Origin of the sequence: Rhizobium indicum, from assembly GCF_005862305.2 — a bacterium.
Classification (GTDB): Bacteria; Pseudomonadota; Alphaproteobacteria; order Rhizobiales; family Rhizobiaceae; genus Rhizobium; species Rhizobium indicum.
The window spans coordinates 4,307,679-4,319,773 of sequence record NZ_CP054021.1 but is presented as its reverse complement, the minus strand read 5'-3'; the positions used below and the strand labels follow the sequence as shown (position 1 = coordinate 4,319,773).

Genomic DNA, 12,095 nt, shown 5'->3' with positions numbered 1-12,095 from the left:
CGGGGCTGGCGGTTTGCCGTCAGCCCCTCACCCGCTGATCAGCGCCAGCCACTCGTCCTCGTCCATCGTCTGCACGCCGAGCTCACGCGCCTTGTCGAGCTTGGAGCCGGCGCCGGGGCCGGCGACGACGATGTCGGTCTTCTTGGAGACCGATCCCGCCACCTTGGCGCCGAGGCTTTCCGCCCTCGCCTTTGCCTCGTCGCGCGTGAACTTTTCCAGCGAGCCGGTGAAAACCACGGTCTTGCCGGCGACCGGGCTGCCTGCCGTCTTCGGTTGTTCGGCCTCCTCGGGCGTCACTTCCTCAATAAGCCGGGTGATCACCTCGACATTGCGCGGCTCCTTGTAGAATTCGACGATGGCGCGCGCCACGACCTCGCCGATACCCTCGATGGCGTTGAGATCGTTCCAGGCGTCGCCGGAAAGCGCCTCGGCCTCGCGCATTGCGGTTTCAAAGGCCGCATAGGTGCCGTAGGAGCGCGCCAAGAGCTTCGCTGTGGTCTCGCCGACATGACGGATGCCGAGCGCGTAGATGAAGCGGTGGAGCGCAATGCTGCGCCGTTCGGTGATCGCCGCATAGAGCTTGCCGACGCTGACCTTGCCGAAGCCGTCGATATTCTCCAGCTTGGTCAGCGATTGCTGCTGACGCTTCTCCAGCGTGAAGATATCGGGCGCAGTGCGGATCTGCAGCGACGCGTCCTCGTTTTCGAAGAAGAAGTCGATCTGCTTCGAACCGAGCCCTTCAATATCGAAAGCGTTGCGCGAAACGAAGTGCTTCAGATGCTCGGTCGCCTGCGCCCTGCAGATGAAACCGCCGGTGCAGCGGGTGACCGAATCGAGCTTGCCGGTCTTCTCATGTCTTTCGCGCACGGCATGCGAACCGCAGACCGGGCAGGTCTTCGGAAATTCGTAGGGCCTGGCCTCGGCCAAGCGCTTCTCCATGACGACGTCGAGTACCTGCGGAATGACGTCGCCGGCGCGCTGCACGATGACGGTATCACCAATGCGGATATCGTGCTCGTCGTCGCGGATGCGTTCGCCGCTATTGCCGATGCCCTGGATGTAATCCGCGTTGTGCAGCGTCGCATTGGTGACGACCACGCCACCGACGGTGATCGGCGTCAATCGCGCGACAGGTGTGAGGGCGCCGGTGCGGCCGACTTGGATGTCGATATTCTCGACGATCGTGAATGCCTGTTCGGCAGGAAACTTGTGCGCCGTCGCCCAGCGCGGCGAACGCGAGCGGAAGCCGAGACGGGCCTGCAGCTCGAGACTGTCGACCTTGTAGACGACGCCGTCGATGTCGTAGTCGAGATCCGGGCGCTCGAGACCGATCTCGTCATAATGCGACAGGATGTCGGCGACCGAGTTCAGCCGCTTCATCAGAGGGTTCACGGGGAAACCCCAATCCTTGAAGGTCTGCACCATCCCAAATTGCGTGTCGGCGGGCATTTCCGACATCTCGCCCCAGGCGTAGGCGAAGAATTTCAGCTTGCGGCTCGCCGTCACCTTGGCGTCGAGCTGGCGCAGCGATCCGGCAGCCGTATTACGCGGATTGACATAGGTCTGCTTGCCCTCCGCCTCCATCTGCCGGTTCAGCGCCAGGAAGTCGCTCTTGGCCATATAGACTTCACCGCGGATCTCCACGACGGCGGGAACACCCTTCGGCAGCTCGTTGGGGATCTCGGCGATGGTGCGGATATTGGCGGTGACATTCTCACCCGTCGTGCCGTCGCCGCGTGTCGCTGCCGTCACCAGCCTGCCGTTTTCGTAACGGATCGACATCGAGAGCCCGTCGATCTTCGGTTCGGCGGTAAAGGCGATCGACTGGTCCGGCAGCCGGCCGAGGAAGCGATAGACGCCGGCGACGAAATCCTGCACGTCCTCCTGCGAGAAAGTATTGTCGAGCGACAGCATCGGCCGCGCATGGACGACAGGCGAGAACGTGACGGAGGGCGCTGCACCGACATGCCGCGATGGGCTGTCTTCGCGGATCAACTCGGGAAACCGCACTTCCAGCGCATCGTTGCGGCGCTTCAGCGCGTCGTAATCAGCATCCGAAATCTCCGGCCGGTCCTTGCCGTGATAGAGCGCATCGTGATGCGCAATCTCCTTTGCCAGCCGTTCAAGCTCGACGGCAGCCTCTTCGATCGTCAACGTGTCGACGGTGGAACCTTCGGTGGGCATGGAACATCACTCCAGAGAATCTGCATTGTTTTTTAGAGCAAAATTTCCGGATGAAAAGAGAGGCCGCGTATCCGCCGTCGGGAGGATCGGCCTGCTCACCTCTCCTCCTCCATTCCTGTGCCTGTCACAGGAATCCAGCCACGGCGCCTCTGCGCCGTGAATGACTCTCTTTCAAGGAAGAAGAATCTCCCGCGCCCAAGGACTTGGTCGCGCTGGATCCCTGTGACGAGCACAGGGATGAGGGAGATTGAGGTGAGCTTTCGCGCCGACTTTCATGCCTTGGAACCCTTGTCACCGCCCTCCCCGGCCTATTCCCAATCGTTCGCATTACGCAACCTGATGCCACTGACATGCAGGCTGGTGCCCCAGAGCCCTTTCAGCGGCGTCAGCGTGTCCACCACCCGAAGCTCCACCTTGCGCGGCGCAAACTCCTGGTCGAGCCGCGAGATGGCGGTGCGCTCGATGGGAACAACGCGTCTGCGGGCCACCCACATGCCAGCATCATCCAGATCCTCGAAGCCCTCGGCCGGCAGCTCGTAGCGGTGGATGGTATCCGCTTCGAGCCTCTCCAGCCAATGGCGCTCTACGTAGGCAACGGCCCGCCAGTCGCCGAGCCAGCGCCGCCGTTCGGCCTCCAGCGTATCGGCTGTCGCCCAGAGCAGGATGCGGGGACAATCGCGCGGAAAGAGATACATGAAATCATGATCGGCATCGATTGCCCAGACGAGCGGACCGTTCAGCCATTCCCGGCCGGGCGCGCGGGCAGACGGGACGCGAACCGAACGTGGCTCGAACGCAGCAATACCGGAATCGTCGCTGAAATGGAAAAGCCGCATGGCATGAGCTCGCCGCCGATCGGGAAGCTTCAGCGCATATCGCGCCGCGGGATGATTGTCATCCCGCCGGCCCGAGCGGAAAGAGCATCGGAAGAAAAATCAGCCGTTGCCGGCGAGCAGCCGCTTCGCCGCCGCCCTCGCCTCTTCGGTGACCGAAGCCCCGGCCAGCATACGGGCGATCTCCTCGGTGCGATCCTTTTGCGCCATCGTGGCGACGCGCGTGGCGATCTTTTCCGAACCGTCGGCCGACGGTCCCTTGGAAATCAACAGATGCGTCGCAGCCCGCGCCGCGACCTGCGGCGCATGCGTGACCGACAACACCTGCACCCGCTCCGACAGCCGCTTCAGCCGCTGGCCGATCGCATCGGCCACCGCGCCGCCGACGCCGGTATCGATTTCATCGAAGACGAGCGTCGGAGCCGATCCGCGATCGGCAAGCGCCACTTTCAGCGCCAGCAGGAAACGCGACAGCTCGCCGCCCGAGGCGACCTTCATGATCGAGCCCGGCCGCGTGCCGGGATTGGTCTGAACATGGAACTCGACGACGTCGATGCCTTCGGCGAGCGCCTCCCCTGCATCCGTGGTAATCTCGACCATAAAACGGGCGCGTTCGAGTTTAAGCGCCGGCAGCTCGGCCATGACGGCCCCAGCCAGTGCGGTGCCGGCACGATGGCGCTTGTCAGACAGCGAGCGCGCCGCCGCATCGTAATTTTCCCGCGCTAGGCCGACCTCGGCGTCGAGCCGCGCAAGCCGCTCCTCGCCCGCGTCGAGATCGGCAAGATCGGCGATCATGCGCACAGCTAACGCCGGCAGCTCAGTGACGGGCACGGAATATTTGCGCGAGGCGGCCCTGAGCGCGAAAAGCCGCTCCTCCACCCGCTCCAGCTCCCTAGGATCGTATTCGGTCTTGCGCAGCGCCGCCTCGACTTCCATCTGCGCGTTGGAAAGCTGGTCGAGCGCGGCATCAAGCAGCGTCACAGTGTCTTCGAGCAGTCCCGGCGCCTCATGGCTCTTGCGCTCGAGCCGGCGCACCAGCGAGGCGATATGGGGCACCGGCGAGGCATTGCCGTTCAGGAATTCGGACGCCTCGGCGATATCGCCGGCGATTCGCTCGGCTTTCATCATCTTCTGCCGGCGATCGGCGAGTTCTTCTTCCTCGCCATCCTGCGGCGAGAGCTTCTCGAGTTCCTCGACGGAAGAGCGCAGATAGTCGGCTTCGCGCGCCGCACTTTCCACCTTCTCGCGGTGCTTCTTCAGCGTCCGCTCGCTGTCGCGCCACAGGCGATAGAGCCGGGAGACCTCCGAAACCTCGTCGGTGAGGCCGGCGAAGGCATCGAGCAGAGTGCGGTGGGCATTGGTGTCGACAAGGGCGCGATCGTCGTGCTGACCGTGGATTTCGACCAGCATCTGACCGGCCTGGCGCATCAGTTGCACGCTGACCGGCTGGTCGTTGACATAGGCCTTGGTGCGTCCGTCCGCTGATTGCTGGCGGCGGAAGATCAGATCGCCCTCGTCGTCGATGCCGTTTTCACGCAGGAGTGTGCGGGCGCCGTGTTCCATGCCGACGTCGAACACCGCCGTCACCTGGCCCTTGTCCTCGCCATGACGCACCAGGTCGCCGTCGCCGCGTCCACCGAGCGCCAGCGACAGGCTGTCGAGCAGGATGGATTTGCCCGCCCCGGTCTCGCCCGTCAGCACGGAGAGGCCGGTCTCGAAGGCAAGATCCAGCCGCTCGATCAGGACGATATCGCGGATCGAAAGCTGGATCAGCATTGGCCTCAGGAACCGAGAAGAAGTTTCTTGCCCGCTGCGGCGATCCACGAGCCCTTGTTTTCACGTGGCTCGGCACCGCCGCTCTGCAGCAGCTTGTAGGAATCAGCATACCACTGGCTGTCGGGATAATTGTGACCGAGAACGGCAGCGGCTGTCTGCGCCTCGTCGACGATGCCCATGGAATAATAAGCTTCGACGAGACGCGCTAAGGCCTCTTCGATCTGGTTCGTATTCGGATATTTCTCGACGACGATACGGAAGCGCGAGATCGCGGCGAGATATTCCTTCCGCTCCATGTAGTAGCGGCCGATCTGCATTTCCTTGCCGGCGAGCTGGTCGCGCGAAAAGCGGATCTTGGCCTGTGCGTCGTCGACATATTCGGAGTTCGGATAGTTGTCGATGACGGCCTGCATCGCCTCGATCGTCTTGGCCGAGGCGCGCTGGTCCTGCGTCACGTCGACGATCTGCTTGGAATAGGTGAGACCAATGAGATACTGCACATAGGCGGCATCCTGGGATTTCGGATATTGCGACATGTAGCGGTTGCCGGAAGCAAGCGCATCGTCTAAACGGCCCTGGCGATATTTGACGAAGGTGCTCATCACGAGCGCTTTGCGCGCCCATTCGGAAAAAGGGTTCTCGCGGTCGATCGCGTCGAACTTGCGCGCCGCTTCCGCCATGTTGCCGGCCTTCATATTGGCCAGGCCCTGGGTGTAGAGCACGTCAGGCGGATCGGTTTCGAGACCGAGCTTGGTGATGTCGATGTCGGGATCCGACTGGCAACCGGAGATCAAGGCGCCTGCGCTGAGCACCAGAAGCGATGCGAACAAGGCGCGCGCTGTCTTCATCATACCTTCAGATCCTGCATAACCCATTCGAAAGAACCCCACTGCTGCCGCTCTCTCCACGGCAGCCACGCCTCGCTGGCGTTTCTAGCCACAAATGTGCATCAAGAGCAACGCAATGATAAGGCATTAACGCATTTTTGTGGCAGCAGCCGCAGAATGATCGGCTTTTCAACTTCTTCCCGACCTGTGGCGGCCAAGCATCGGTCTATTGCCGTAGACACGCCCGACATAAAAAAACCGCCTCCGGGAAAGAGGCGGCCTGGTCTTGAGAATATGCTGGAGGTCATGCCGACCAGGGAGCGAATTCCGAAGCACTGACCGCGATCAGTTCGCGGGCAGCGACGCGCTGGCGCGGCGTCGACGTCTCGACCACTTCGTAGGCGGAGGAATCGGCGAGCAGCGCCTTCAGCGCATTGGCATTCATCTTGTGACCGCCGCGATAGGAACGGTAGCAACCGATGAACTGGACGCCGGCAAGCGACAGATCGCCGACGGCATCGAGCGTCTTGTGGCGGACGAATTCATCCTTGGCGTAACGCAGCCCTTCGACGTTGATGACGGTGTTGTCGTCCGAGATGACGACGGAATTTTCGAGTGAGGACCCGAGCGCGTGGCCTGACGCCCAGAGACGCTCGACATCGCGCATGAAGCCGAAGGTGCGGGCGCGCGAAAGCTCGGCCTTGAAGACGGCGGGTGTCATGTCGCCGGCCCACTTCTGCCGGCCGATCAGCGGGCACTCGAAATCGATTTCGACTTCGAAGCGTGTACCGTCATAAGGACGGAATTCGCTCCAGGAGCCGCCATGCTCGATTCGCACCGGCTTGGTAATACGGATATAGCGGCGCTTGACGCCGAGCGAGACGAGACCGACCTGCTCGATTGCCTCGACGAAGGGCAGCGAGCTGCCGTCCATGATCGGCATTTCGGAGCCCTGCACCTCGATCACCACATTGTCGAGGCCGAGCGCATAGACGGCGGCCATGACATGCTCGATCGTCGCAACCGAATGGGCCGGCGAGAATCCGAGCACGGTGCAGAGGTCGGTATTGCCGACCTGCGAGGAGACGGCCTTGAGTTCGGTGATGTCGCCATTGTCATGCAGGCGCTGGAAAACGACGCCGGTGTCCGATTCGGCCGGATTCAGGGTGATCGAGACTTCCGCACCAGAATGGACCCCGGTGCCCGAAAGCGTCACCGGACGCGATACCGTCGTTTGAAAACCCAGCAAGCCAATCGCCATAAATTCTGCCTTTTATTCTTCCGTACCGGCGGTCTGTCCGATCGGCACGGTCATCGTTCATTCTGCAACCGGAGCCTGTCGAAAGGTCTCCTAGGGCAGTTTCATTGCACCATACTTACGTGCGCCAGCGCTCCAATCCAAATCACTGTTTCTTTCGCTTTGTTACGAAGTCACGCGATTGAAATTGCTCGCGAATCGCAGGCTGAAAAACAGCAATGCCCGGGACCTTGATCCCGGGCATGAACGGTGCTGAAGCAGCTCCTCAGTTCGACTGGCGACGCAGGAATGCCGGGATTTCCAGCTGGTCGTCTTCCTGCATCATCCGGGCCTGCGGAACCGCGCGGCCCTGGTCGTCGAGGTTGCCGCGGCGCGGTGCGTAGAGGCTTGCCTCGGGCGACAGCGGACGGCGCTGCTGCGAAGCGGCCGCCGGTGCTGCCGTCATATCGGCGGCAACGGCGTCGTCGTCGCGGCGGCCAAGCGAATTGGTGATTCGCTTGAGCAGGCCCATCGGGCCGCGCTCCTCCGCCGCGTGCGCGGAAGCCGGCTGCGTGCGGTGGTCGAGTTCGGCCTGGACGACCGGCGGGAAATCCTCAACCTTCGGCATGCGCACCGGTTCGGCCTGGCGGATGGTCGGCTCCTGCCGGACCGGCTGCTGCTGGACCGGCTGACTTATGACCGGCTGGCTCATGACGGGCGCCGGAGCCTGCTGCTGCACCTGAGGACGCATTGCCGGAGCTTCCGGCGCAGGCGCGAAGATCTTGCTCTGCGGACGGAAGGTTTCCTGCTGTACTACGGGCTGCTGCAGCGGTGCGGCAGCACGCGGGGCCGGAATTTCGAGCTCGCGTTCCATCTCGGCTTCGCGGATGGTCTGCGCGATCGGATCCATGGCCTTCGGTGCCTGCATCACGGGGGCAGGCTGCACTGCGGCCGCTGCCGGAGCAACAGCCGCGGAGGGACGGATAGCGGGCCTTGCGGCCGGCTGGAGGTTGCGCTCGGCGGCTTCGTTCATCGCCCGGTCGATGCCGGTTGCGACGACCGAGACGCGGATGATGCCTTCGAGCGATTCGTCGAAGGTGGCGCCGAGGATGATGTTGGCGTCAGGATCGACTTCCTCGCGGATGCGGGTCGCGGCTTCGTCGACTTCGAAGAGGGTGAGGTCGCGACCGCCGGTGATGGAGATCAGCAGGCCCTGGGCGCCCTTCATCGAGGTTTCGTCGAGCAGCGGGTTGGCGATCGCAGCCTCTGCGGCCTGGAGCGCGCGGCCGGAGCCGGAAGCTTCGCCAGTGCCCATCATCGCGCGGCCCATCTCGCGCATCACCGAGCGGACGTCGGCAAAGTCGAGGTTGATGAGGCCTTCCTTGACCATCAGGTCGGTGATGCAGGCAACGCCCGAATAGAGAACCTGGTCAGCCATGGCGAAAGCATCGGCGAAGGTCGTCTTGTCGTTGGCGATGCGGAAGAGGTTCTGGTTCGGAATGACGATCAGCGTATCGACAGACTTCTGCAGTTCCTGGATGCCCATCTCGGCCAGGCGCATGCGGCGCCCACCTTCGAAATGGAACGGCTTGGTGACGACGCCGACCGTCAGGATGCCCTTGTTGCGGGCGGCCTGCGCGACAACCGGAGCAGCACCTGTGCCGGTGCCGCCGCCCATGCCGGCGGTGACGAAGCACATATGCGTGCCGTTCAGGTGATCGACGATCTCGTCGATGCACTCCTCGGCGGCCGCGCGGCCGACTTCCGGCTGCGAGCCGGCACCGAGGCCTTCGGTGACGTTGACGCCGAGCTGGATGATGCGCTCGGCCTTCGTCATCGTCAGCGCCTGCGCATCCGTGTTGGCGACGACGAAGTCGACGCCCTGGAGGCCGGCGGTAATCATGTTGTTGACGGCATTGCCGCCACCGCCGCCAACGCCGAACACGGTGATGCGCGGCTTCAGCTCTGTGATGTCAGGCTTTTGCAGCTTGATGGTCATGGTACCTGTTCCTTCTCTCTCTGGCCGCATCGCCACGCCGGCCAATTACTCAAATTTCAGAAGCTTTCCTTCAGCCACTGGCCCATGCGGGCTATGCGGCTGTTATTTCCCCCAAGCGACATGAGCAGGCCGCTCTGTGACGCATGTGTCTCCATGTCCGCGACCTGCGGATAGATCATCAGGCCGACGGCCGTCGAAAAGGCCGGGCCCTTGGCCGCCGTCGGCAACCCAGAGACGCCCATCGGACGACCGATGCGGACGTTACGGGCAAGGATGCGCCGCGCCACGTCGGCAAGGCCGGTCAGTTGGCTCGCTCCGCCGGTCAGCACGACGCGCTTGCCGACGATCGGACTGAAGCCGGAGCGCTGGATGCGGTCGCGGATCAGTTCCATCGTCTCTTCGATTCGGGCCGAGACGATGCGCGAAACCAGCGCCCGCGGCACCTGCGACGGCTGGTCGCGATCGTCCTCGCCGATTGGCGGGATCGAGATCAGCTCGCGCTCGTCGGAGGAATTCGAAAGGGCCGAGGCATGCACGACCTTCAGCCGCTCCGCATCCTCGATGCGGGTCGAGAGGCCGCGCGCCAGGTCGGTAGTGACGTGATGGCCGCCGAGGCCGACGGCATCCGTATGAACGAGCTTGCCCTCGGCAAAGACCGAGATCGTCGTCGTGCCGCCGCCCAAGTCGATCGCCGCACAGCCGAGTTCGACCTCGTCGTCGACGAGAGCAGCAAGACCCGATGCATAGGGCGTTGCGACGATGCCCTCGACCGACAGATGTGCACGATTGACGCTGAGTTCGAGGTTCTTCAGCGCCGAGCGCTCCGCCGTCACCACATGCATGTCGACGCCGAGCGCATCGCCGTACATCGCCAGCGGATCGCGGATGCCGCGCTCGCCGTCGAGCGAGAAGCCGGTCGCCAGCGAATGCAGCACCGAACGGTCCTGACGCAGCGACTGCTGGCAAGCGGCCGACAGCACCTTCTTCAGATCGTTGAGCTCGACTTCCTGGCCACCGAGATCGATCGTCGCGGTGTAGATGTCACTGCCGAGCCGGCCGGCCGTCAGGTTGACGATCAGGCTCTCGACGGTCAGTCCCGCCATGCGCTCCGCCGCGTCGACGGCAAGGCGGATGACACCTTCCAGTGCGTCGAGATCGGCGATGACGCCGGTCTTGATGCCGCGGGAACGCTGGTGGCCGATGCCGATGATCTCGATATTGTGCGTGCGGCCCGGCAAGATCTGGCTTTCCTCGCGCGGCGTCAGCCGGCCGATCATGCAGACGACCTTGGTCGAACCGATGTCGAGCACCGAAACGACATGTGACCGCTTCGACGAAAGCGGCTTCAGGCGCGGCAATCCGAAATGGGATGAACCGAACAAGCTCATATATTCTGCCCCGCCTTCTTCAATTCCTTGGTACGCTCCGTCACTGCCGTCTGCCTGCGGACCGCCGCCTCCGGCGTCAGCTGGATCGCGGTTCTGTCGGCCAGCCTGAGATCGACTGCGGCAATGTCCCGCTCCAGCAGCTGATGCTCCTTGTCGAACTTCGAAAGCGTCGCCAGTGCCTGGTCGATACCGTCTTCCGGCAGCTTGACGACGACGCCATTGTCCATATGCAGATCCCAGCGACGGCCGGATATCCAGACATAGGCCTTCACGCGGGCCTTCACGTCGGGCCACTTCGAGAAGGCGTCGTCCAGCGAAGCCGCCGCCGTTTCGGCATCGCGGCCGACGACGAGCGGCAGCGCCGAAAACTTGTTGTCGCGCAGCGGCGCAATGACGCTGCCGTTCTTCTCGATCAGGGAAAGCTCCTGCCCGTGCTGCCAGATCGCATAGGCCTGGCGCTCCTTGAGCTTCACCTCGATCGTCTTCGGATAAATCTTGCGGACCTCGACATTCTCGACCCAGGGAAGATGCGCGATCTTCCGGCGGGCGGCATCGACGTCGAGGGCGACCAGCGAGGTCGTGCCGTCAAGGCCGATCAACTGCAGGATCTCGATTTCGGAGGTCTCCGAATTGCCGGAGACCTTGACGTCCTCGATCGCAAAACCTGCGGCCGTCGTCGTCGCCTGCGCCACGGCTTCCGTGTGGCCGCCGAGCGACATGCCGTAAAGCCCCGTCGCGCCTAAGAAAGCGAGCGCCGAGACCGTGCCCGTATGAACAGGAATGTAGATGCGGCCACTGCAGAGACTGATCAGGAAGCGCGTGACCCGGCGCAGCGGACGCGGCAGCACGAACCGCTCTTCGGCCTCCACGATCGGAAGCACGGCATGATGGCTGGGGCGCCCTATCCTCTTGACTGTCAACGCAAACAAGACGCGTCCTCCACCATCCACCGGAGAAACCGACCAAAGGAATAGCCGGCATGGCCGGCCATTTCGGGCACGAGCGAGGTTGGAGTCATCCCTGGCTGGGTATTGACCTCCAGCCAGATGATTTCGCCGTCTTCGGAGAAACGATCGTCGTAACGAAAGTCGGACCGACTGACGCCGCGACAACCGATTGCCTGATGCGCCCTTAGGGACAATGTTTGTATTTTTTGGTAAATATTCGGTGAAATTTTCGCGGGGATGACGTGTTTTGAACCGCCTGCCGCATACTTGGAGTCGTAATCATAGAAATTGTGTCCCTGCGGCACCACTTCCGTGACACCAAGCGGAGTTTCGCCCATGACACCGCAGGTCAGCTCGCGACCGTAAACATAGCGCTCGACGAGCACCTCTTCACCGTAACGCCATTCGGGCGAGCTGACGATCTGTGGCGGATGCGCCTGATCTTCGGTGACGATGACGACGCCGAAGCTCGACCCTTCGCGGACGGGTTTCACCACATAGGGCGGCTTCATCGGATGCGTCGAGGGAAAGGCGAAACGGTTGACCACCTGTGATTCGGCCACCGGAATGCCGGCGGCGCCGGCAACGAGCTTCGCCTTGTCCTTGTCCATCGCCAGCGCCGAGGCAAGCACGCCCGAATGCGTATAGGGGATCTCGAGATATTCGAGGATGCCCTGAATGGTGCCGTCCTCGCCGAACGGGCCGTGAAGCGCATTGAAGACGACATCGGGCTTCAGCGCGGCAAGCTTCTCGGAAACGTCGCGCGCCACGTCGATGCGCGTCACGTCGAAGCCCTCTGCCTCGAGAGCTTCTGCGCAAGCCTTTCCCGAGGAAAGGCTGACAGGCCTTTCCGAGGAAAATCCGCCCATCAGGACAGCGACATGCTTGCGACTCATCAACACCC

Annotated in this window: 9 protein-coding genes; all 9 read right to left on the bottom strand. The window is 62.9% G+C overall.

All coding sequences use genetic code 11. The annotated features are described in order from the left end of the window. Positions 1 to 27 precede the first annotated feature (27 nt). Positions 28 to 2,184 (bottom strand): NAD-dependent DNA ligase LigA, encoded by a 2,157-nt coding sequence (gene ligA, locus FFM53_RS20940; protein ID WP_138387079.1) that lies wholly within the window; start codon positions 2,182 to 2,184, stop codon positions 28 to 30. Between the two features lie 308 nt (positions 2,185 to 2,492). Continuing rightward, positions 2,493 to 3,020, bottom strand: a complete 528-nt coding sequence (locus tag FFM53_RS20935) for a DUF6886 family protein (RefSeq protein WP_138330525.1) — start codon at positions 3,018 to 3,020, stop codon at positions 2,493 to 2,495. Positions 3,021 to 3,119: 99 nt separating this feature from the next. Continuing rightward, entirely contained in the window at positions 3,120 to 4,793 is a 1,674-nt protein-coding gene (recN, locus tag FFM53_RS20930) for a DNA repair protein RecN (protein ID WP_138330524.1), read from the bottom strand. 5 nt (positions 4,794 to 4,798) lie between these two features. Continuing rightward, positions 4,799 to 5,668 (bottom strand): outer membrane protein assembly factor BamD, encoded by an 870-nt coding sequence (locus FFM53_RS20925; protein WP_029873425.1) that lies wholly within the window; start codon positions 5,666 to 5,668, stop codon positions 4,799 to 4,801. A gap of 256 nt (positions 5,669 to 5,924) precedes the next feature. After that, complete coding sequence (gene lpxC / locus FFM53_RS20920) at positions 5,925 to 6,881, bottom strand: UDP-3-O-acyl-N-acetylglucosamine deacetylase (protein ID WP_012758277.1); 957 nt, start codon at positions 6,879 to 6,881, stop codon at positions 5,925 to 5,927. 262 nt (positions 6,882 to 7,143) lie between these two features. Next, a complete protein-coding gene (gene ftsZ / locus FFM53_RS20915) occupies positions 7,144 to 8,856 on the bottom strand; it encodes a cell division protein FtsZ (protein ID WP_138387078.1) in 1,713 nt (570 codons plus the stop codon). A 56-nt stretch (positions 8,857 to 8,912) separates the two neighbouring features. Further along, on the bottom strand, positions 8,913 to 10,244 hold the full coding sequence (gene ftsA, locus FFM53_RS20910; RefSeq protein ID WP_012758279.1) for a cell division protein FtsA: 1,332 nt from the start codon (positions 10,242 to 10,244) through the stop codon (positions 8,913 to 8,915). Further along, the gene (locus FFM53_RS20905; RefSeq protein WP_138387077.1) at positions 10,241 to 11,173 is read right to left on the bottom strand and encodes a cell division protein FtsQ/DivIB; all 933 of its coding nucleotides are present in this window, start codon (positions 11,171 to 11,173) and stop codon (positions 10,241 to 10,243) included. The genes ftsA and FFM53_RS20905 overlap by 4 nt, the downstream gene beginning before the upstream one ends. After that, positions 11,161 to 12,087: a D-alanine--D-alanine ligase gene (locus FFM53_RS20900; protein WP_138387076.1), complete on the bottom strand. Its 927-nt coding sequence runs from the start codon at positions 12,085 to 12,087 to the stop codon at positions 11,161 to 11,163. The genes FFM53_RS20905 and FFM53_RS20900 overlap by 13 nt, the downstream gene beginning before the upstream one ends. Between the last annotated feature and the right edge of the window lie 8 nt (positions 12,088 to 12,095).

Coding starts and splice junctions, on each gene's coding strand:
- ligA (WP_138387079.1), bottom strand. CDS start 2,184: ATGCCCACCGAAGGTTCCACCGTCGACACGTTGACGATCGAAGAGGCT.
- FFM53_RS20935 (WP_138330525.1), bottom strand. CDS start 3,020: ATGCGGCTTTTCCATTTCAGCGACGATTCCGGTATTGCTGCGTTCGAG.
- recN (WP_138330524.1), bottom strand. CDS start 4,793: ATGCTGATCCAGCTTTCGATCCGCGATATCGTCCTGATCGAGCGGCTG.
- FFM53_RS20925 (WP_029873425.1), bottom strand. CDS start 5,668: ATGGGTTATGCAGGATCTGAAGGTATGATGAAGACAGCGCGCGCCTTG.
- lpxC (WP_012758277.1), bottom strand. CDS start 6,881: ATGGCGATTGGCTTGCTGGGTTTTCAAACGACGGTATCGCGTCCGGTG.
- ftsZ (WP_138387078.1), bottom strand. CDS start 8,856: ATGACCATCAAGCTGCAAAAGCCTGACATCACAGAGCTGAAGCCGCGC.
- ftsA (WP_012758279.1), bottom strand. CDS start 10,244: ATGAGCTTGTTCGGTTCATCCCATTTCGGATTGCCGCGCCTGAAGCCG.
- FFM53_RS20900 (WP_138387076.1), bottom strand. CDS start 12,087: ATGAGTCGCAAGCATGTCGCTGTCCTGATGGGCGGATTTTCCTCGGAA.